Genomic DNA, 21,437 nt, shown 5'->3' on the forward strand with positions numbered 1-21,437 from the left:
TTAAAGGTTAAATGGCTAATCAGTCAGTTTGCAACAAATAATTTACAATAAAAATGCCTTACGCTGGAAGCCTTCCTCCTTTGGAGGAGCTAGAGGAGGCAAGTACCAAATCTCAAATGAATAACGGTCCCGACGGAACAATACTCCTACAACTGGTGGCTATGAAAATGCCATTCGGAAAATATAAAGGCACCCTTATCTGCGATCTTCCGGTTTCTTATCTGGAATGGTTTCAGAAGAAAGGATTTCCGCAGGGAAAACTGGGCATTTTACTCGAAACCATGTATGAAATTAAGCTGAATGGTCTCGAAAAATTGCTCGTTCCCTTAAAAAAAGCCTAATAATGTATGGTTTCGTTGTCTTGAACCAGCGAAATCAGTTAGTTTGCACGCAAAATTTTAAATAAATGAAAAAAATTCTCCTCCCTGCCCTGGTTGCAATTGGAGCTGCAGTAATGGGAAGCTGTAATAAAACAGAAAATACAGCTTGCCCGGTAATTGGCAATACTGCGCCACAAACGGAAATTGACTCGCTCACCAGTTACCTGAAAGCGAACAATATTACCGACGCAAAGCTCGACAGCAGAGGTTTCTACTATACGATTCTGGATTCGGGCAGCACGCCAAATTTAACAGCCTGCAACACAGCCGTATTTGACTATATAGGCAAACTCACAGACGCAAATGCTACCGTTTTTGACCAGGAACACGGCATTACGCTCGACCTCGTCAATCTGATCAACGGTTGGCGCGAAGGCTTGCCATATATCGGTATCGGCGGCCGTATCACATTGTATATTCCACCATCCCTTGGCTATGGTTCTACTGTAACCGGTATCATTCCTGCCAATGGTTATCTTGTATTTACGATCAGCGCTATACAGCTTAAATCATAGTCTCTGAGCGGCTTTAGATAGAATGTTTATTTTTGCGCCATGATTGAGTTAAACGAACTGGAAGAAGATTGGGGAGATCCGGAAGAGGAAACCGACGAGGAAGGCACCGCCCCCACGGAGCGGATGCGTATTCAAATCGGAAAGAAACAGGAACCGATCCGTATCGATAAATTTTTGATGAACCACATGGAAGGCGCTACCCGTAACAAGGTGCAGCAAATGCTGGATGGTGGCTTCATTACAGTAAATGGCAAGGAAACTAAAGCCAATTACAAAGTGCGTCCGAATGATGAGATCATCATCATAGAAACCCGCAAATCCGAAACCGAAGAAATCATTCCGGAAGAAATGCCATTGAACATTGTCTACGAAGACGATGCACTCATGGTTATCAATAAACCGGACGGAATTGTGGTACACCCGGGCTGTGGCAACTATACCGGTACGCTGGTAAATGGTCTTGCTTTTTATCTGCAACATGACACTGTGGAGCCAGAAGGCTTACCACGCGTAGGTTTAGTGCACCGTATTGATAAGGACACCAGTGGACTCTTATTGATTGCAAAAACACCAGAGGCAATGACTCATCTGGCCGCACAGTTTAAGAAACATACGGTACACCGCCGTTATATAGCACTGGTATGGGGTGATTTGCCGGAAGATGAAGGAACAATTCACGTGAATGTCGGTCGCAACCTGCGTTTCCGCAAAATCATGGATACTTTCCCCGATGGCGATCACGGCAAAGATGCCATCACACATTACAAGGTGCTGGAACGTTTCAACTATGTTACACTAGTTGAGCTTCGACTGGAAACCGGCCGTACGCATCAGATTCGAATACACATGAAATCGATCGGACATCCGTTGTTTAATGACGCCACTTATGGCGGTGACCACATCGTGAAAGGAACAGTCTTCAATAAGTACAAACAGTTCGTAGAAAACTGCTTTAAAGTTTTACCAAGACATGCCTTACACGCTAAGGAACTGGGCTTTATGCATCCTGTGAAGAACGAATGGATACAGTTTAGCTCTGAATTGCCGGAAGAGATGACCGAAGTGATAGAAAAATGGCGAACTTATACAAAAGGCATGACACGGCAACTCAAGGAAAAACTTGACAATCAATAATTTAAACTAGTACTATTTATATAAATCATTCGTTATTAAACGTTAATTTATATGTTAAATACCCCCAAAAGCGGGAAGAATGGGTATTTAGTGCTATCTTTGCTTTAGTTTTTATTTCATTAAATTTAATACAATGGCTTTATTAACCATTCATCCACAGTTTTTGTTCTCTATGCCAAGCGGCGGCGAATGGCTGTGGGTTATTCTGGCTATCATCATCCTTTTTGGTGGCAAGAAAATACCAGAACTGGCTCGTGGATTAGGTAAAGGAATTCGTGAGTTTAACGATGCCAAAGATGGTGTTAAACAAGAAATCGAAGCTGGTATGAAAGACAAAGAAAAAGCTCAATAAGCTTTTTCTTTTCATAATAGTTTTACCCTTCCGGGGTTATCTCCCGGAAGATTTTATTTTTTTATTTTATCTAAGCTTCCCGTAGGGTTGCATGGTTTCACCGCTCTAAAAAAACGATAAAACATGCAAATCAAAGGTCTTTTGTTCGCATCATTTTTAACCTTGTCTGCTCCAGTAATGGTTCAGGCACAAAAAAGCCTTAAAGCGCCGGTTGTAACTGCAGCCGACAGTATTAAGGAGGCTCAAAATAATTGCAAACCGACTACGGCGCCGATTATTCCGACCACACCAGCAATATTCAAACAACAGGATAACAATGCTGTGTGCGTAAAGCCAGTACCGCTGGCCGGGTCGAAATCCTATTTCGGTTCCATGAATGATTATGTGAATACTTTTGTACTCCAGTACATGAATTCGCATAATAAAACCCTTTCTGTTGTTCAAAACCGTAGCAACGACCATTTTTCATTGATGGAAAATGTGTTGACGCAGAACAATATTCCTAAAGAACTCAAATACCTCGCAGTAATTGAATCTGCGTTGAATAATAATGCGGTTTCTCCGGCAGGAGCTGTAGGTCCCTGGCAATTGATGAGCTCTACCGCTCGCATCCTCGGTCTTACGGTAAATGGCCGTCGTGACGACCGTAAAGACTGGTACAAGTCTACTACTGCTGCTGCAAAATATCTCGGACAACTGTATGGTCAGCTAAATGACTGGTTGCTCGTAGTTGCAGCTTACAATAGTGGTCCAACTCCGGTACAGCGTGCAATCGATAAAACCGGCAGCCGCAATTTCTGGGACATTAAACAATACCTGCCACGCGAAACACAAGGTCACGTACTGGCATTTATTGCTACTGCTTCCATTTTCGAACACCTCAGTCAGTTCATCGGTCTGAACAGTCTGCCGACGAGCTTCAATTTTTCGGAGACTCCGAATGATGTTGCTAAAGAGGCGACGCCAACCGCTCCGGCAAAACCTGCTTTTACTCAGGAAGAGCTGGCAGCTATGGCAATCGTTCGAGTATCAGATCCGCTGAGCCTTGATTTCATGGCGCAGGAACTGATGATCGACAAAAAATTATTGGCAAAATGGAATCCTGACTATGATGCGTTTTTATCTGGCGGTACTGCTGATAAATCCTATTCACTCCGGATACCTAAGGATAAACTGGATAAATTCCTCGAAAAGAAATCATACCTGATCGCTCGTTCGAAAAAGATTCTGGAAATCCCGGTATTTTAGTCTCGAAAAAATATTTTGCATTAAGTTTTATTTATCTTACCTTTGCATTCCCAAAAAGAAAAAAAGTTAAATGGCAAATCATAAAGCAACCAAGAAGGACGTACGTCAAAGTGAAAAACGCCGTGATCGCAATCGCTACTACGGTAAAACGACTCGTAATGCCATTCGTAAATTGTTAGCAATTACTGATAAAGCTGCAGCACAACAGGAATTACCTAAAGTCATCTCTATGATCGATAAACTGGCTAAGCGTAACGTTATTCACAAGAATAAAGCCAGCAACCTGAAATCAGGTATCGCAAAAAAAATGAACGTTTTAGCATAATCTAATTATGCTTTAATTTATACTTATTTCTTTTTAAAACCTGGTCCAAAAGACCAGGTTTTTCTATTTGATCTCACCTAGCCGCTCCGAAGGAGGGGAATCTCATTGCGAGTACCATATGCGTTTCCAAGTCCAGGATACCACGCATTCCCCCCACGAGAGAACATTCTTCGTGTCATTTGCCTCCTATGCCTCTTAGGTATATCTCCGCGAGAAACTCCTTTAGCACCGCTTTAAGCGACCTCCTCCAGCTTTAGGCTTTCAGCTTTTGTTAAAAAAATCTAAAAACAAACTGACCTGTTTGCATTTACGAAAAGATTCGTAGATTTGATTACGAAAACATTCGTAGATCATGAACAAGAACACTAAACCAACAGAAGCGGAACTGGAGATTCTGAATATACTTTGGGAAAAAGGCGCATCAACCGTAAGGCAGGTGCACGAGACTTTGGAACAAAATAAAGAAAGCGGTTACACCACTACGCTGAAGCTAATGCAGATCATGTTTGAAAAGGGCTTATTAAAGAGAGACGCCAGCAGCAAAACGCATACTTATGAAGCGTTAGTGACCCGCGCACAAACACAAGGACAAATGATCCAACGCATGGTAGATACCATGTTTAAAGGATCTGCAGCGCAACTGGTCATGCAGGCGCTGGGCAATTATAAAGCCGATGAGGATGAACTGTCGCAGATTCGTGAGTACCTGGACCGCATCGAGCAAGAACAGAAAACAAAAAAAGCATCATAATTTTTTATCCCTTCACTTGAAATTCATTCACCACCGAAAAACAAAATTTTATGCTACCAGGAGCATCAATTTTTATTCACTCACTTGGCTGGACAATCGTCCACTCGCTATGGCAGGGCGCATTAGTAGCTGCAAGTCTCGGTATTATATTTAAACTGGCGCCGCGGTTATCGTCACGGATTAAATATCACCTGAGTGTTGCCAGCTTTTTCTTTCTGTTTGGCTGGGTAATCACAACAGGCATCATACAATGGCAACGGCTCAATACCTCACCAGTTGTGGTGACCGAAAAAACAGGCCAGAATGTGGTGAAAACCTATGTAATCAGCAATGCTAGCAGCGAAACCTATACCGAACATTTATTGCGTCCGCTGATGCCAACGCTGGAACCTACGTTTTCCTGGCTGGTAGCACTATACTTTCTCGGACTGCTCATCATGACGGTGAGACTTGTGCGGAGCATTACCGATACATTTCGCACCAAACGTTTTAATGAAGTGCCGGATGATAAATGGTACCAGACACTGGAAATGCTGAAACAGCGCATGGGTATTGACTCAGAAGTATGGCTACGCATCAGTCGCAGTATTACAGTACCTATTGTCATGGGCTTTATAAAACCGCTGATCATATTGCCCGTAGCTGTTTTGAACCAACTCAGCGAAGATCAGCTCGAAGCCATTTTATTACACGAACTCGCGCATATCAAACGCCAGGACTACCTGGTTAATATGCTCCAGAATATAATTGAAACAGTATTGTTCTTTAATCCTTTCGTATGGCATATCTCTTCGCAGATACGCCGTGAACGGGAACATTGCTGCGACGATCTTGTTATCTCCTGTACAGAAAACCCTTTCACCTACGCCACTGCTTTGGCGGCTCTTGAAAAACAGCGCGTGCAGGCTCCGGATCTTGCATTAGCTGCTTCTGGCAAAAAGCAATATTTATTTCAACGTATCAAAAGGATCATGGAAATGGAAAAACAACCATTCAGTAACAGTAAAGCCGCCAGCTTAGTACTTATCATTTGTGGTCTCGGATTAATCGCACTTTTATTCACTCCTTCTTTCGCCCAAAATCTGAAAAACACCAAAGACAAGGATAAAGACAAAACAACCGTCTGGATTTCCGATGAACGTCTGCGCGTGAAAGACGCCAAGGGCAATGAAAAAGTTTACAACACACTGGAAGAATGGCCTGCGGCTGAAAAAGTAAAAATGGCCAAAGAATATTCGGACAAAGGCATGAATCTTTATTTCGGTCCGAAAAACCGCCAGTTGGTACTGACTGATGATGGCAACGATACACGTATTATTGCTGCAACACACCCGATTGCACCGACGCCGCCACTTGCGTCACGGGCTCCGCTCGCTCCGCCGGCCCCTGTACCCGCACCAGCTTGCGCCACAGCGCCTTTACCTCCAATAGCACCTTACGGTTCAGCGATTCCGGCACCGGTTGCCGCCCCAATGGTACCAATGGCTCCTATGCCGCCAATGCATGCTGTAATTGAAGAAGACGGCGATAACGATTCTGATTTTAACGTCATGACGATCGTCAATAATTCGCTTCAGCAGGTAAATTGGGACACCATCAATGCAACCGTAAACAATGCAATGACGAGTGTAGACTGGAAAGAGATTCAGAAAAATATCGATAAAGGCATGAAGGATGCGCAGCGGGAAATAAATGATCCCAAAGTAAAAGCGCAAATACGCGCCAGCATCCGGGAAAGCAAACGGGCTGTAGAAGAAGCCATGCGTACCAGCAATGAAGAAGTTCGCCGTGCCATGCAAGAAAGCAGACAGGCCGTGAACGACGCTATGCGCACCAGCAATGATGAAATGCGCCGCTCCATGGAAGAAAGCCGGAGAGTCATGCAGGAATCACGCGAACAGCAACGGCAGGCTTCTGCACAAACCCGTATCCAAAACCAGGCAATGGAAGAGAGCCGGAGAGCTATGCAGGAATCGCGCGAACAGCAACAGCAGGCTTCTGCGCAAGCCCGCATCCAATACCAGGCAAGTGCTGAAGACGCTAAGAAAAACCACACTAACTTCAATCGTATGCTGAGCGATATGGAAAGTCAAAAACTGATTGACCGCAACGACAAATACAAGATTGAAAAGAAAGATGGTCATCTCTACATCAACGGCGAAGAACAGCCACAGTCGATATACAATCAATACCGTGAATATCTCAACGGCGATGAAATCAAGATCAAAGGAAATAAAAGCAATTTGAGCATCTCTGTAACAAACAATGATTAGTTTCCTGAGTGCCGAACAATGTGGTAAAGGAGATATTGACCAATACCCAAAAGGTAAAACCTAAAATGCAATAAGAAATAGCCTTGCCACGAGCAAGGCTTTTTTTATCTTGCAGATACGACTTTGACGCCGTGCAAATCTCAAATTTCAAATCGCAAATAATAAACCATGGATATTGTTCTGGAAAATGAAAAGCTGAAAGTGAAAATTCACCCGCGTGGCGCCGAATTGCAAAGTATTTATCACAAAGAATATAAGCAGGAATATATGTGGAACGGCGATCCCACACATTGGGCCAAGTTCTCTCCTATTCTTTTTCCGGTTGTCGGGCAGCTGAAGGACAATACCTATTATTATAAAGACAAGGCATATTCATTATCCCGTCATGGTTTTGCCAGAGAAATGATGTTTGAAACTTCACTGGTAACAGAAACAAGTGTTCGCTTTTCTTTAAAAAGTAACGAAGAAACGCGACGCAATTACCCTTTCGATTTCGAACTGTGCATTCATTACAAAATTGAAGGCGATCAATTATACACAGGTTATGAAGTAATCAACACAGGAACCGAAATTATGTATTTCTCAATCGGTGGACATCCCGCTTTTGCGGTACCGCTGGAAAAAGGGCGCGATTATGGTGAGTATAAAATAGAATTTAGCGAAGAAGAAACCGCACCTCGCTGGCTCATTAACGACGGACTGATTTCTGTTTCTGCCCCATTTCTCGATCACCAGAAATCTTTTAAACTATCGAACGAGCTTTTCGCCAAAGATGCAATTGTGCTGAAACATTTGTCTTCAAAAACAGTTTCGCTTTGTTCTGATTCCGGCCATCGGGGTCTCACCATCCGGATTGAAGGCTTTCCTTTCCTCGGCATCTGGGCGGCACCGAATGCACCGTTCGTTTGCATTGAACCCTGGTGTGGCATCGCCGATTCGCAATTTCACAACCAACAGCTCACAGAAAAAGAAGGAATTATTTCATTGGATGCCGGCGCAAGCTGGCTGCACGAATGGGAGCTGCTGCTCTTCTAAATTCAAAAGTAAAAAGTCAAAACCTAAGTTTCGTCCCCTGAGTCTAACAACACAAATTATAGATCCGTACATTTTGAATTTTGACTTTTGAATTTGACTTAAACAAGGTCAATTTCAAACAACAATATTTTTTCGTCATTTTTCAGACCATAGAGTTTACGGGAGTGAACCTGGAAAGAAGTGAACATTTCCATCAACTGCTCTGCCAGTCGCATATCTCGTTCTTCAGTGTATAACTCTTCTTTGTCGTCCTCATCCGTCAAACTATCACGATACGTTTTATAGGCTTCATTTTGTTCAAGATCTCTGTCTATATTCGCATACATTTCGTTGATCAATGGTGACATGTCACCTAGACCAAAATCAAACAATAATTCCAAAAGTGTTTCTTCGTCCTTAAAAATCTGGTTTTTTATAAACATTCGATGTTGTTTGCTTTCACAAAGTTACTGCATCTTTGTGCCGGCAAAACATTTTGACGTAAATTGTTTGACCTGTCTAATTTTTTTACACAAGCCCGATAAAACATTAGACTTTTTTATTTAACTTAACAATAAATGGTATCACATGAACACTGCAGTTCCCGAGAACAAACAACAGATTATTATCAACGTACTTTCGAACGCAAAATTGTCCACAGACGACGAGATCATTTTTTATTTACAGAGTAAAACAAAAATTCACAAAGATCTGATCACACAGATTGTCGTGAACGAACGCCCTATGTTTCTGGAAAACGACCAGCATAAAATAGATTTCAGCAAGTACTTCTAAAACATACGGACAAACAAGGCGGCTTCAAGATATTTCTAAGGAAAAGATTACCATTTCTGATTTGCTTTTCACTATCAGTAAATCTTCCGGAATGAAAAAAATATTGCTGTTTTTGCGTTGCATAATGCCGGGTTTATTATTGACCGCGGCATTCAATGCATTCTCCCAACAGAAAGGAGACACTATTGCCGTTTATTTTGCTTTTAATAAAAGTATTGTAAACGATGCAACGCAAAGCTACCTTGACTCACTATTATATAATGAAGTACTCACCCCCGATAAAGATGTAAAGATCATCGGCTATGCCGACTACGTAGGAACAAACATTTACAACGACACGCTGTCGCAAAAAAGAGCAATTGCAATTCAGGATTATCTCTACACAATGGGCTTCAAAGCCGACAATATCCACCTGGTTGTAGGCAACGGAAAAATTGAACGGAAAGGCATGAAAGACCTGCAGGGCTATGCGCCCGACCGTAAAGTGGATATTGTACTTACGCACGCCGAATTAAAAAGAAAAGCAAAACTGACGCCGCCTGTCAAAAAACAGGAAGAAGCGCCGGCTGCGGCCAGTATTAATCAGCAGATAAAACAGCCGGTTTTCAAGAAGAAAGTATTTCCGCCTGCAATTACTGTGACCAACCTGGAAGAAATTACCCAGTTGAAAGTAGATGAAACAGTGGTGCTGAATAAAATTTATTTTCCTGCCGGACGACATTATGCAACTGAAGGTTCACAAATGCAGATGGACCAGTTATATGATGTACTGACCGCGCACCCTTCTCTCAGAATCCGTATTGAAGGCCACGTCTGCTGCGTATACTGGTATACCGATGCTTATGATGAAGATACCCAGAGCTACAATCTGTCCGTCAACCGCGCCCGATACGTTTATGGCTATCTGCTCCGCCGCGGCGTTGATCCGGACCGTCTCGATTTTATCGGATTTGGCCGCACGCGCCCAGTAATACAGGAAGAACACACTGAGGAAGAAGCACAGTTAAATCGCAGAGTAGAGATCCGGATTCTTTCTAAATAACTTAATTCAGTTGACAATGAACAGTTGACAATTGACAGTTACTCGTGTCGATCACAAATACTCATTCTTAAATAACAAGACTTTTAAACCAGAGTTTCGAATCTCCGGTTAAGCATCGTTGCGACGCATTACGTTCATCTGAAGAATTACTATGGCACTCAATAAGTAAACCAATAAACCATAATCATGCGACAACACGGACACTGTCAACTGTCCATTGTCAACTGTCAACTATTTCTTCTTATAAGTAAGGGAGTAAATCGCAATTCCCCCTCCGGCCAATGCAGCGCAGCCGATACAAACTGCCGGCCAGCCACCTGTTTTCCATAACCAAAGACCGAAGGCCGATCCACAAGCGGTACCGATAAAACTGATCGTCATAAATACCGTATTGAGCCGGTTGCGCGCTTCCGGAATCAATGCATAAACACGTGTCTGGTTGGAAACGTGTACACCCTGCAATCCGAAATCCAGCAGTATAATGCCCAGAATAATTCCCACCACAGAGCTTCCACCGAAATAGAGTACGAAGAAACTTATAAATAGCACGATGAGCCCAAAACCAATTGCTACCCGCGGACTTCTTTTATCCCCCATTCTACCGATGATCGGCGCAGCGAGCGCACCTGCGGCCCCAGCTAAACCAAACAAACCGATTGTTCCGCTGTCAAAATGAAAAGGTTCACCGCCCAGCAATAAAACCATAGTAGTCCAGAACGCGCCAAAAGTAGCAAACGATAAAGCATTGATCGCCGATGCTTCACGCAAAACGGGTTGCTCTTTGATCAGCGTGAGTAAAGACCGCATCAATTCAGCGTAGCTACCAGAGAATTTTGGTTCATTCTTCGGAAAACGAAGCAACATGAGCACAAACAAACCGACGCAGAGCACCGCTGCAATCCAAAACATGGACGTCCAGCCGTAGAGCTTTCCAATAAAACCACTGATCGTTCGCGAAAGCAAAATCCCCAGTAACAGGCCGCTCATGATCGTGCCGATTGTCTTGCCTCGTTGGGCAGGATTGGCCAGATGGGCCGCAAGCGGAAGAATAAGCTGAGGAACTACCGAACTGAAGCCAATGAGAAAACAGGCAATTTCTAAGACCAGAAATGTAGGCGCCTTCGCTGCAATGATCAGCGAAAGAATAGCCAGAACCGTTGTTCCGAGAATTTGTTTTTTACGTTCCAGACGATCGCCGAGTGGCACCAAAAAAAGTAAACCAGCCGCATAGCCGGCTTGTGTGATGTATGTAATCCGTCCGGCAACGCTTTCCTCAATATTAAAGTGTTTTGCGATCAGGATGATCAACGGTTGGCAATAATAAATATTAGCTACAATCAATCCCGTGCAGAGCGCCATTATAGCGACATCCGATTTTTTTAACGACATGGTTCGCAAAACTATGTCAATTTGCAGCGATGCGCATTTGTAAAGTTGTATAGGGGTATAGTTGGTTGAGTTGTAAGTTGTAAGTTATAAGTCCTAAGTTGTAAGTTCTATGTTTTAGGCGCTCCATTTTAGTGTACGTTTTAAATGTTGAGCTTCCGGACTTATAATATAAAATCCGCAATCAATAAATCAAACAAATCAAGCGCTTAGAATCGCCTTAAATCCTTCCTAAAATAGTACGTACTATTTCCCCAAATAGTACGTACTATTTGCTCAACAAGTACGTACTATTTAGACAGCAAGTACGTACTTGTTGAGCTAGTCTTCCGGTTGATATTTAAAACCTAGCGGGGCAGCAGTCCGGGCTTTAAGCTTTTGGCTTTCTGCTTTAAGGTTTTAGCGTAATTTTGCCGGATGGCGAAAGAGAATAAAAGTTGTCAGAGCTGCGGCATTCCATTTGATAAGGATCCCAATGGCGGCGGCACCAATGCCGATGGGTCTAAAAGCACTATGTATTGCAGCTATTGTTATAAAGATGGCAAATTTGTGCAACCAGACTGGACCGCGGAAGATATGCAGGCATATGCTGCAAAAAAACTGGAACAATACGGCATTCCCGGCTTTATGGCCAAACTGCTGACAAAAGGTATTCCGAAACTGGAACGCTGGAAACAATCATAATTTCTTAACAGGATTATCGTTAATATATATTTTTTGACGGCATGAAGTTTTCATAGTTTTATATTAATAAAAAACGTAGGACTATGGCTACCGAAAACAAAAAAAACGACGACAAAAAATATCCGGGCTATCCGCATTATCCTTCCAAGGATGATCTTACGCAGCCAAACAATAATAACGGCCGTCTTGAAAATAAACAACCGCGCCGCGAGCCAACAGATAACACAGAGGAAGATCCGGATACCGACATCGTGATGGGTACCGATGCAGATGTTACTGATGATGACCTGCGCATGCTGGATCGTGCAGATCAAGGCATGGCCTACGGCGATGATAAAAATCTGATCGACGCCTCACTCGATGATGAAGATGATGATGGAGACCCTCTGAATGAGGAAGGTTTCGGCGATGAATTATCCGGAGTTGATATGGATGTACCTGGCAGCGAAGCGGATGATGCAGATGAACTCATCGGTGAAGAAGATGAAGAAAATAATTACTACAGTTTAGGCGGAGACCGCGAAGACGAACGGGAAAATGAAGACTACTAATGCCTGATGTTCCGATCGCTGATATCTGATTTAACTGACTTTCAACAATAGACAGTTGACCCGTTCATAAAACACAAAAAAGGAATAGACCACACTGTGATTTATTCCTTTTTCTTTTGCCCGGGATTGAGATCTCTGGCTTTATTATAATACCACCATTTTAAATGGACAATGAACAGTTGACGATTGACTTCTGTCATCTTGATGTGTAGTTATACACCGTTATCAACCGTCAATTGAATATTGAGTTTCTGAAACACGCCTTTCACGATGCGATCGCAGCGAATGAGATGGAACGGATAGATCGCATCTGTTTTGTAGTAAGCACTGATCTTATCTTTGAGCATGCTTTTGGCACGGTTCAGACGTACTTTCACGTTGATACGTCCAATACCAATAGCAGCAGCCGCTTCCTTCACGGAAAGGTCTTCCATTTCGCGAAGTACAAACACCAGGCGGTATTTTTCCGGCAGCTCACTCAAAGCATGTTCCAATGCCTTGCCCAATTCTTTGTTTAATAAATGATCATCGGGCACCGGCACATTATCTCTGATTTCCATTTCGTGTTCCTCCTTATTAATTGTATGTCCCTGAAACTTCTTTTTCCAGGCCAAACACTCATTGATATGTATCCGCACTATCCATGTACTGAACATAGATCTGCGTTCAAATTTTCCCAGATTTTCGTACACCTTTATAAAGGTGCTCTGCATGGCATCTTCTACGTCCATCTCCTGACCCAGGATAGCCATACCGATTTTAAACAAACGCGGATTATAGCGTCTGATGATCACTTCAAACAATCTGGGCGAACCTTTCTGTATTTCCTCAATCAACTCAATGTCCGACATCTGGTCGGTACGCAACGAGATTTGGCTCATGTGTAAGTATTAGATAACTGAAAAGTAAAAAACGTTACAAAAAATCGCCTATTTTTTTTGTAACCTTTTTCCCGGTTCTGTATCTATTCAATAGAGTCCAGCTATTTTCTTTCAGGCTAAAACGGGGAGTTTGCCAGATAAAAAGCTGAATACCTGCTTACTATGACTATCGTTACAAGAGATCAGATCGAACATTATCTGCTTCAGGGTAATTATAAAGATGCTATCGCATTGCTTTATAAGAATTACTCAGCAATGCTATATGGCTATATTTTAAAATTCATTTCAGATGAATATGAAGCGCAGCAGATCCTGGTAAATCTTTTCACATCCCTTCCATCGATGCTATCGAAAGAGGTTGGGCAGTTAAACAGTGTTTACTGTTGGCTGCAGCAAAAAGCCCGTCATTTTATATTAACGGCTCCGGGACTCAAGGAAGAAGATGCAATAAGCGCCAGAAGATTTGAATTTCTACAAAATGCTGCCGAACGCGACCAGGTAATTTTTATGCGCATTTATCTGCAAGGCCGCTCCCGCCGGGAAGTTGCCTATGAATTGGGACTTACGGAAGAAACAGTTGCCCAATCATTGTATCATTCCATAAAGATTCTGAGAAAATAGTTATTGCCAGCCGCACCAGGAACAATCTGGCAGCTGCCAGGTAAAAATCCGATAAGCCGCCGGCTTGTTCTAACTGCCGTATACTTTTGATATTTCAGATTTCGTAGACAGAATGGTTGTTTTTATTCCATTGCCCGTTACCCTGCATCGAATTCTCACATCGCCGTATTATTTTTACGCTACTCACGAAATCTAACCACTATGTTTTTTCTTTTGTCTATTCTGGCCCTTGGCCTGTTTATCGCGCATGTGATTTTGCTGTTCACTTCATTTCCTCAAAAAGGATTTCAGCGCTCGCGATATTTTTATTCGCACCTCACGTTGTGGCTCACCGGCATTATTGTTTTTGGTCTTACCACCCTTTATTCAGGCGACGGCCAATCTGTGTTGCTCGATTATTTTGACACACCGGTAAAAAAAATAATGATCCTTGTGGTTACGCTGATCTTATCCATCACCGCACATCTGATAGTAAAGACGCTGGTACTGCCGAAAAAGAAAGCAGTTCCTGCTACCTGATAAAATAACAGTAAATGAAAACGCCCGCTGCACTAAAATGCTTGCGGGCGTTTTTTATTTCCAGGGATTGTTGCCGAATGAATACGAAACAGTCAGCATTGGGCCCTGGTACCCTCCTCTATAATTCCCTTTCCAGTCATCCCTTTCTATATTTGATTTTACTACAAAACCATTGTAAGCGACGTTGACATTAAGATTTTGCAACGGAGTATAAGTTAAACCGAGCAAGCCATTGAAGACACTTCCATAAACATTATTCACCGTCAGGGAAAAATAAGAAACCGCCCCGTTGAGCGCCCAGTTCCGTGAGATTGAAAGTCCGCCCCAGATACCTAAATCAGGTAAAGGCGTTGTAAAATTAAAATGGTCCGCAAAATGCGCAGTAGCCAAAGCATTGTTCACTTTTACCGTGGCATCAACTGCGAGTCCCACCCGAAGCTTCAATATATGCACACCGGCCAGCAGCCCCATTTCATATCTGGAATTAGAAATGATTGCGTAACCATAGGAAAGGTGAAAGACATCGGCATTAAAATAGGCATGCGTTGGGGCCTCTAACGGATAAGTACGATTTTTAAATACTACTTCTTTGGTCAACATTTTATCTGCTGTACGATAGAAGGAATGATACGCGAGTGTAAAACGAGATCTCCTCGATGCTCTCCATTGCGCCTCGCCATAAAAAGATTTTGTCATGGTAGCAAAACCCAGGTCTTTCTCAAAATTTATGTCCGTTCCAGATGTCCCGTCGAGATAACTGGCAGACATATTCGTGTTACTGAATAACGCAAATAAACCAGCTGAAACTGTAAATCTTTTTACAAACCAGGGAGCGGACTTCTTTGCTTTAGCAGTGTCTGTAAACGCTGTTTCATTTTCACGGTTTTCGATTATTACCTGAGCTTCTGCGGTATAAAACTGGCTTGCAATCAAGAGTAAAAGAAACAGCTTTTTAAATATCCTAATGGTCATGTATTTTCGACAAATATTCATAACCAACAGAAGATCAATTACCATGCCATTTTTCGCAACAACAACAGACGAGCGATTAACACACCACTAACAATACCTATAATGGCGGCAAATAAATTTTATTGATGCAAAAGGGGGAACCAAAAAGATTACTCTATTTCCAGGAATAATTGCCAAAAGAATAGCCTACAGTCAGCACTGGACCATTATAATTCCATTTCAAATCACCTTTCCAGTTGTCCCGTTCTACATCAGCTTTTATGTTGAGACCTGTATACGCGAGACAAAGCCGAAGATTTTTTACCGGGCTGTAATTTATACCCAACGTGCCGCCGAGAATTCTGCCGTAGATATTATCAACAGAAAGAGAGAGCCAGCCAAACTCCGCATTGATCGACCAGTTTTTTGCAAAAGCATAGCCGCCCCAGACACCGAGATCCGGCAATGGCGCGGTAAAATTAAATTCATCGCTGTAACTGGCACTGCCAGCTCCTGTGTTGGCGGAAATACCTACACCTGTTTTCATGATATGCGCACCGATCAAAAGACCTACCTCGTATTTAGGATTAGTGATAATTGCATAACCGTAAGAAAAACGTACGATGTCTGTATTGAAATGAGCGTTTACCGAAGCGCTGATCGGATAAACATTGTCTTTGAAATCGATTTCTTTTTGCAAAGTTTTATCGGCGCTGCGATGTAAAGAATAGTAAGTAATATCAAACCGCGATCTCCGTGAAGCGCGCCACTGCAGGTCTGCATAAAAAGATTGTGTAGACGATTTAAAACCGAGATCGTCTTCCAGATCAATATTGGTACCGATAGAGCCATCGGTAGTACCTACTTTGATGCTGGTATTATTGATTGGCATAAATAAACCTGCCGACAAAGTAAATCTTTGGACAAACCACGGCGGTGTGGGTTTCTCTTTTTTCTCCTTAAGCGAATGAATACTTTTTGATCCGCCGGCATCGGAAAGCTGCGCGTGTGTAATATCAGCTGCGGCCACAACCAACGCTACTATAAGCCCCAGGGCTTTTACATTGAAAGTCCAATTCCCACTTTTCATAACAGATCTTTTTAGATGATCGTTGACAGAATAAACTATGCAAATGAAAACGGTAAAAACTTCGGTATTCTAATTGCTAATTTCGGCATAAATATGATGCCTTCGCCTCGCAATTTTTTGTCCTCTTACCGTAAACAGGCTTTATCCCAACAGATTATAAAAAAGATATTGTGCCAGAAATTTGCAAAATCAGGAACCTTAACTATCTTTGCAGTCCGATACAAACGGAACGGCTGCGTAGCTCAACTGAATAGAGCATCTCACTACGGATGAGAAGGTTTCAGGTTTGAATCCTGACGCGGTCACAACGAAAAAGTCTTGAACTAATCTTCAAGACTTTTTTATTTTCCAGCAATTAGTTTCAACGTAAAATCTTCTAATTACGGTCCCAATAAGCTGCTGCAAACTCTTTAGCGAAGTCCTGCAATGAAATACCTCGGGATGCCGGCAATTTATTTCTGTTATAATCTTCCGTAAAACTCCCATCACGTAATGCCTCGCCAATCTCCACCATATAAGTTCTGGCCATCTCTTCAGAATAACCATTCTGCACTAAACTGCTTAAAAGCTGTTCATCCGTAAATTCAACCCAGCTAACATCAGACCTTTCAACTGCGAGACCTAATACGTTCGCAATTTCAAAACCATTCTTCTCATCACTAACGATATATTGGATTTGCTTTCCGGAAATCGAAAAATCATTCAACGCGTTAAAAGCGACATCCGCTATATCGGCCGGATGCGTCAAGGGCAACTTTACCGAGCCGCTGAAATTATTACCTAGCATATTCTGGTATTTTATCATTGACACTGCACCGAAAAAATTGCTCATAAACATTCCCGGACGCAGGTGCAGCACATTTAACCCTACGATTTCATTCAGCTTTTGCTCTACATAGAAATTAGCCCCGGTAGGACCTAAACCATTTTCAAGATGCGCGCCAATGCTGCTTAAATTCACTGCGTATTTCACACCAGTTTCTTGCACAGCGTACGCATATTGAGCACCAACCTTTTTGATATAGTTTTTTAAATCGGCAGTATTAAAATTTGGTGGAATCATCAGATAAACTGCGTCGCTTCCCTCAAATGCCGATTTCACAAAAGAATAATCCGCAACAGAACCAATTAACGGCGTTGCATTAAACCCTTTAATTTCTTCCACTCGTCCTGCATTAGAACTGATCAGTTTTACTTCATGACCGGCTGATGTTAATTTTTCAACGAGCACACGGCTGATGTTTCCTAAAGAACCTGTTACTGTAATTTTCATGTTTTTTGACTTTTAATTTTCTTTGTCAAAGCTAGGTTTATACTTACTTTTATACCAGTACTTACCCCATAGTAAGCATCATTATGACCGCAATAAAACAGACATCAGTTATCCAGGAAAACAAAAAAAATGCATTTGCCGCCTGCCCGGTAACATTTGTAATGGAGAGAATTGGCGGATACTGGAAACCCATTATTTTATTTAATCTCTTGACAGGCACTAAACGATATAGTGAGCTGAAAAAATCTATACCCGCCATTACTGAAAAAATGTTGATTCAGCATTTGAAGCAATTAGAAACGGACGGATTAATTATCAGAAAATCGAAACCTGTGGTACCACCTTATGTGACTTACGAGCTGTCGAAACAAGGAAAAGCATTAAAACCTGTTTTGCGCGCAATGGCGGAATGGGCAGTCGGTCACGGAGGGAAACAGTCGAAACAGTTTTCGAAGCAGATGGCGGATTTCCCGCTATAAACGCGAGCATCGACGAACGTTAATTATCTACTGTCAACTAAATAACAATGAAAAGATTACTCCGCACCATTTCACAACATGAGAAATTGCCGATCAGACTCAGCTCTGCAGCCCGCCATGATTTGCCTGCCGACGTAATACGCAAGCTGGCGCAGCCTCACCGGATGGAGTTTTACTTTTTTGTATTTATCGAGAAAGGAACTGCAACCTATAATGTGGATATGACAGATATTACACTTACCGACGGACAAGTGCTTTTTGTGTTGCCCAACCAGATATTTGCACCGCCGCCAACCATTGATCCGACTCTAAAATACTATAAACTTGCTTTCTTCGATCAGATACTGGCCATGTTGCCACAGCAATATGCTTTTCTGGTAAACTCGCTGAAAACACAGGTAGTTCACACCGATGAAGCTGCAAGAGAACGAATAAAATCTGTATTTGAGATACTGGCGAAATTGCTGCATACCGATACGAGGATGAAAGAAACAGAAATTCTGCTCGTCTATCTGGGCGCGTTGCTGGCTGAATTTAATAATGCCTACTTCAGGCAAGACGGAATAGCGACTGCTCATCCACGCTTATCAAAGTATATCGAATTCCAGGTTACAGTTGAAAACCATTTAACCGAACAGCAGTCCGTCAACACAATTGCGGCACAACTCGCAGTGACAACAAACAGTTTGTATGCGCTTGTGAAAGAATTCTCCGGGGTTTCTCCGAAAGAATTTATTACACACCGATTGATTTTAGAAGCACAGCGAAAACTACATTATTCCAATCTTTCCGTCAAAGAACTAGCATACGAACTCGGCTTTAGCGATCCCGACTATTTCTCCAGATTATTCAAAAAAACAACCGGAAAAAGCGTCCGGAAATATTTAGAAGAGCTGCAGGATTTGTCCGGTACTTAATACGATTTGTCCATTTCTGAAGAATATGGTTCCGTTAGCTTTGCTCTGATTTATAAACAAACTCAAAAATGAAAACAGCATTAATAACCGGCGCCAACAAAAGCATTGGATTTGAAATAGCCAAACTGCTTTTGCAAGAGGGCATCTATGTTTTTGTAGGCAGTCGTGACCTGGAAAAAGGCGAACAAGCCGTCAAAGAACTGAAAGCTTCAGGATACAACAATGTAACAGCAGTAGCACTCGATGTCATCAACGACGAATCCGTTAAAGCAGCCCGCGAATATATTGGTCAACAAACCGGAGTACTTGATATCTTAATCAACAACGCAGGCATCAGCGGCGGCATGCCACAATCCGCACTTACAGCAAGTTTAGATCAGTTCAGAAAAGTGTATGAGACGAATGTTTTCGGTGTGGTAAATGTAACGCAGGCATTTATGGATTTATTACAAAAATCTCCTGCGCCGAGAATTGTGAATGTGAGTTCCAGCCAGGGTTCTATCACTTTACACAGCGATCCGAATTACAAATATTACAACCACAAAGGCGCTGTTTATCTTTCGTCGAAATCCGCATTGAATATGTATACGGTAGTGCTGGCGTACGAACTGCGTGACACACCGTTTAAAGTAAATGCAGTTAGTCCGGGTTTTACCAAAACGGATTTCAACAACAACCGTGGCACAGGCACCGTTGAAGACGCGGGCAAAAGAGTTGTCAAGTATGCATTGATTGGTGAAGATGGTCCTAGTGGTAAGTTTTTCTGCGAAGAAACAAATCCGGAAACGGGAGAAATTCCCTGGTAATCTACTTCCCAAAAGCCCTGTCCGATTGATACATTCGGACAGGGTTTTCAGTAACGGCTGAGTTGCTGTTCAAAGTCCTATTCTGCTTTTTTCATTTTCTCTTCGAGTTCATCGATATCACTTGTCTTTACCTTCCCCGCACGTTTATAATTTGCCATTATCACACCGGTTGGTGTAATCGTTGTTTCCGTCAAAGCAAACGCCGCAGGAATCACCCCATCACCAAAAAACTTCTTTCCTTTGCCGAGTGTCAGTGGATAAATCTTGAGCCAAAGCTCATCCACCAAATCATGCTTAAACAGCTGCTGCACAAGCTCACCACTGCCGTGTACCTGTATATCCCCACCTTGGGAATTTTTCAGTTTTTCTATATCGGCTACATTTTCAAGGAAAACACAATGCTGCCAATCCGACCTTTTTTTCGTTTTTGAAAGCACATATTTGGTAACATCGTTAACGCCAGGCCAATACTGCTCATGCGTTGGCCAATAACCTTCAAAGATGTCAAATGTTTTCCGGCCTAAAAGAAGATCTGCAGGTTTCAATTGTTTTTTAAGGGCACTCATGCCTACTTCGTCAAAATAAGGAGCGACCCATCCTCCATATTCAAACCCACCTGAAGTATCCTCTTCCGGTCCACCTGGCGCTTGCATTATGCCGTCAAGCGTAATCATGGATAAGACAATTATTTTTCTCATAGCTGTTGCTGTTTAGAAGTGATTTATTGTCGCTACAAATCTCGGCAAGATTACTCTCGCAGTCACGGTGCAATTGCGACAATAACTATGTGAAACACGAAAATACCTGGCTATTTATTATGCAGAAATCCGGACCTTCACCCCTACTCACCATGCAATCCTAAACACTCGACCAAAATGATTGGCATCCTTGTTGCGCTCGCTTTTTCCTGGATATTGCTCCGGTTCATCTGCAAAAAGAACCTTTCTGTGCTGGGCATTTACCCAACAAAAAAACGCGGATTTGATTGGCTTGTTGGATTTTCATTAGCTGCCGCTACTTGCACGGTCTACCAATTATTGACAACCACTTCTGTCGATAATCGTTGGACTTTAAATACAAACCTTACGGTAAGTGTTATACTTGGAGGTTGCTGGTGGACACTCAAATCGGTATTATTCGAGGAGCTGCTTTTCAGAGGTGCTTTACTTTTTATCGCTATTGAAAAATTCGGATTAAAAATCGCCTGTTTCCTTTCTGCTATTTGCTTCGGTATTTATCATTGGTTTTCTTACAATGCATTCGGCAATCCTGCGCAAATGATCATCATTTTTCTCATGACAGGATTTTTCGGGTACACGCTTGCTTTCGCATTTGCAAAAACAAAATCAATCTACCTGCCAATTGGCGTGCATTTAGGCTGGAATCTGGTAAATATAGTTGTGTTTTCAAATGGACCGCTGGGACCGCAAATTTTGATAAAAATGAATAG

The 21,437-nt window shown here is 42.4% G+C and carries 25 protein-coding genes, 1 tRNA gene and 1 pseudogene; 20 read left to right on the forward strand and 7 right to left on the reverse strand.

All coding sequences use genetic code 11. The features are described 5' to 3' along the window. Window positions 1-53: 53 nt before the first annotated feature. From DN068_RS04265 to DN068_RS04305, 9 genes are all read left to right on the forward strand, one after another. Window positions 54-341, forward strand: a complete 288-nt coding sequence (locus DN068_RS04265) for a DUF3820 family protein (RefSeq protein ID WP_243630088.1) — start codon at window positions 54-56, stop codon at window positions 339-341. 65 nt (window positions 342-406) lie between these two features. Beyond that, window positions 407-895, forward strand: coding sequence for an FKBP-type peptidyl-prolyl cis-trans isomerase (locus tag DN068_RS04270; RefSeq protein ID WP_110997653.1), 489 nt, complete (start codon window positions 407-409; stop codon window positions 893-895). Between the two features lie 39 nt (window positions 896-934). Further along, window positions 935-2,029 (forward strand): RluA family pseudouridine synthase, encoded by a 1,095-nt coding sequence (locus DN068_RS04275; protein ID WP_110997654.1) that lies wholly within the window; start codon window positions 935-937, stop codon window positions 2,027-2,029. Window positions 2,030-2,162: 133 nt separating this feature from the next. Beyond that, window positions 2,163-2,381 carry a Sec-independent protein translocase subunit TatA/TatB gene (locus tag DN068_RS04280; RefSeq protein ID WP_243630090.1) on the forward strand — a complete coding sequence of 73 codons (219 nt, stop codon included), beginning with the start codon at window positions 2,163-2,165 and terminating at the stop codon, window positions 2,379-2,381. Window positions 2,382-2,504: 123 nt separating this feature from the next. Further along, window positions 2,505-3,629: a lytic transglycosylase domain-containing protein gene (locus tag DN068_RS04285; RefSeq protein ID WP_110997655.1), complete on the forward strand. Its 1,125-nt coding sequence runs from the start codon at window positions 2,505-2,507 to the stop codon at window positions 3,627-3,629. Between the two features lie 70 nt (window positions 3,630-3,699). Continuing rightward, on the forward strand, window positions 3,700-3,954 hold the full coding sequence (gene rpsT, locus DN068_RS04290) for a 30S ribosomal protein S20 (protein WP_110997656.1): 255 nt from the start codon (window positions 3,700-3,702) through the stop codon (window positions 3,952-3,954). 352 nt (window positions 3,955-4,306) lie between these two features. After that, a complete protein-coding gene (locus DN068_RS04295; protein WP_110997657.1) occupies window positions 4,307-4,705 on the forward strand; it encodes a BlaI/MecI/CopY family transcriptional regulator in 399 nt (132 codons plus the stop codon). A 50-nt stretch (window positions 4,706-4,755) separates the two neighbouring features. Continuing rightward, on the forward strand, window positions 4,756-6,978 hold the full coding sequence (locus DN068_RS04300) for a M56 family metallopeptidase (RefSeq protein ID WP_110997658.1): 2,223 nt from the start codon (window positions 4,756-4,758) through the stop codon (window positions 6,976-6,978). 168 nt (window positions 6,979-7,146) lie between these two features. Then, a complete protein-coding gene (locus DN068_RS04305) occupies window positions 7,147-8,013 on the forward strand; it encodes an aldose 1-epimerase family protein (RefSeq protein ID WP_110997659.1) in 867 nt (288 codons plus the stop codon). A gap of 98 nt (window positions 8,014-8,111) precedes the next feature. Here the strand turns inward: DN068_RS04305 and DN068_RS04310 are convergent, their stop codons facing one another. Next, a complete protein-coding gene (locus DN068_RS04310; protein WP_110997660.1) occupies window positions 8,112-8,435 on the reverse strand; it encodes a hypothetical protein in 324 nt (107 codons plus the stop codon). Window positions 8,436-8,580: 145 nt separating this feature from the next. Between DN068_RS04310 and DN068_RS04315 the strand changes: the two genes are divergently transcribed. Further along, window positions 8,581-8,787, forward strand: coding sequence for a hypothetical protein (locus DN068_RS04315; protein ID WP_110997661.1), 207 nt, complete (start codon window positions 8,581-8,583; stop codon window positions 8,785-8,787). 91 nt (window positions 8,788-8,878) lie between these two features. Then, window positions 8,879-9,829 carry an OmpA family protein gene (locus DN068_RS04320; RefSeq protein WP_110997662.1) on the forward strand — a complete coding sequence of 317 codons (951 nt, stop codon included), beginning with the start codon at window positions 8,879-8,881 and terminating at the stop codon, window positions 9,827-9,829. Window positions 9,830-10,060: 231 nt separating this feature from the next. On the opposite strand, the gene DN068_RS04325 is transcribed toward DN068_RS04320, so the two are convergent. Next, window positions 10,061-11,218, reverse strand: coding sequence for an MFS transporter (locus DN068_RS04325; protein ID WP_110997663.1), 1,158 nt, complete (start codon window positions 11,216-11,218; stop codon window positions 10,061-10,063). Between the two features lie 414 nt (window positions 11,219-11,632). On the opposite strand from DN068_RS04325, the gene DN068_RS04330 reads away from it, so the two are divergent. Together DN068_RS04330 and DN068_RS22225 are read left to right on the forward strand one after the other, a co-directional pair. After that, a complete protein-coding gene (locus tag DN068_RS04330) occupies window positions 11,633-11,899 on the forward strand; it encodes a zinc ribbon domain-containing protein (protein ID WP_110997664.1) in 267 nt (88 codons plus the stop codon). An 83-nt stretch (window positions 11,900-11,982) separates the two neighbouring features. Then, window positions 11,983-12,450: a hypothetical protein gene (locus tag DN068_RS22225; RefSeq protein ID WP_207798848.1), complete on the forward strand. Its 468-nt coding sequence runs from the start codon at window positions 11,983-11,985 to the stop codon at window positions 12,448-12,450. A 212-nt stretch (window positions 12,451-12,662) separates the two neighbouring features. Here the strand turns inward: DN068_RS22225 and DN068_RS04340 are convergent, their stop codons facing one another. Continuing rightward, entirely contained in the window at window positions 12,663-13,331 is a 669-nt protein-coding gene (locus DN068_RS04340) for a sigma-70 family RNA polymerase sigma factor (protein ID WP_110997665.1), read from the reverse strand. 162 nt (window positions 13,332-13,493) lie between these two features. On the opposite strand from DN068_RS04340, the gene DN068_RS04345 reads away from it, so the two are divergent. After that, window positions 13,494-13,952, forward strand: a complete 459-nt coding sequence (locus DN068_RS04345; protein WP_110997666.1) for an RNA polymerase sigma factor — start codon at window positions 13,494-13,496, stop codon at window positions 13,950-13,952. 201 nt (window positions 13,953-14,153) lie between these two features. Beyond that, window positions 14,154-14,471, forward strand: coding sequence for a hypothetical protein (locus DN068_RS04350; RefSeq protein WP_110997667.1), 318 nt, complete (start codon window positions 14,154-14,156; stop codon window positions 14,469-14,471). Window positions 14,472-14,525: 54 nt separating this feature from the next. Here the strand turns inward: DN068_RS04350 and DN068_RS04355 are convergent, their stop codons facing one another. Then, a complete protein-coding gene (locus tag DN068_RS04355; protein ID WP_110997668.1) occupies window positions 14,526-15,443 on the reverse strand; it encodes a hypothetical protein in 918 nt (305 codons plus the stop codon). A gap of 154 nt (window positions 15,444-15,597) precedes the next feature. Further along, window positions 15,598-16,512: a hypothetical protein gene (locus DN068_RS04360; RefSeq protein ID WP_110997669.1), complete on the reverse strand. Its 915-nt coding sequence runs from the start codon at window positions 16,510-16,512 to the stop codon at window positions 15,598-15,600. Window positions 16,513-16,743: 231 nt separating this feature from the next. Here DN068_RS04360 and DN068_RS04365 point away from each other — a divergent pair. After that, window positions 16,744-16,817, forward strand: a tRNA-Arg gene (locus DN068_RS04365). A 71-nt stretch (window positions 16,818-16,888) separates the two neighbouring features. Here DN068_RS04365 and DN068_RS04370 read toward each other — a convergent pair. Beyond that, window positions 16,889-17,785, reverse strand: a complete 897-nt coding sequence (locus DN068_RS04370; RefSeq protein ID WP_110997670.1) for an NmrA family NAD(P)-binding protein — start codon at window positions 17,783-17,785, stop codon at window positions 16,889-16,891. 83 nt (window positions 17,786-17,868) lie between these two features. On the opposite strand from DN068_RS04370, the gene DN068_RS04375 reads away from it, so the two are divergent. From DN068_RS04375 to DN068_RS04385, 3 genes are all read left to right on the forward strand, one after another. Beyond that, a complete protein-coding gene (locus DN068_RS04375; RefSeq protein ID WP_110997671.1) occupies window positions 17,869-18,264 on the forward strand; it encodes a winged helix-turn-helix transcriptional regulator in 396 nt (131 codons plus the stop codon). Between the two features lie 47 nt (window positions 18,265-18,311). Continuing rightward, on the forward strand, window positions 18,312-19,181 hold the full coding sequence (locus DN068_RS04380; RefSeq protein WP_110997672.1) for a helix-turn-helix domain-containing protein: 870 nt from the start codon (window positions 18,312-18,314) through the stop codon (window positions 19,179-19,181). A 68-nt stretch (window positions 19,182-19,249) separates the two neighbouring features. Beyond that, a complete protein-coding gene (locus DN068_RS04385) occupies window positions 19,250-19,987 on the forward strand; it encodes an SDR family oxidoreductase (RefSeq protein ID WP_110997673.1) in 738 nt (245 codons plus the stop codon). Between the two features lie 77 nt (window positions 19,988-20,064). Here the strand turns inward: DN068_RS04385 and DN068_RS04390 are convergent, their stop codons facing one another. Beyond that, the gene (locus tag DN068_RS04390) at window positions 20,065-20,685 is read right to left on the reverse strand and encodes a dihydrofolate reductase family protein (protein WP_110997674.1); all 621 of its coding nucleotides are present in this window, start codon (window positions 20,683-20,685) and stop codon (window positions 20,065-20,067) included. Between the two features lie 177 nt (window positions 20,686-20,862). On the opposite strand from DN068_RS04390, the pseudogene DN068_RS22480 reads away from it, so the two are divergent. Further along, window positions 20,863-21,366 (forward strand): annotated as a pseudogene (locus tag DN068_RS22480) (CPBP family intramembrane glutamic endopeptidase); the annotation flags it as partial. Window positions 21,367-21,437: the final 71 nt, after the last annotated feature.

This window comes from Taibaiella soli (assembly GCF_003236175.1).
Lineage (GTDB): Bacteria > Bacteroidota > Bacteroidia > Chitinophagales > Chitinophagaceae > QKTW01.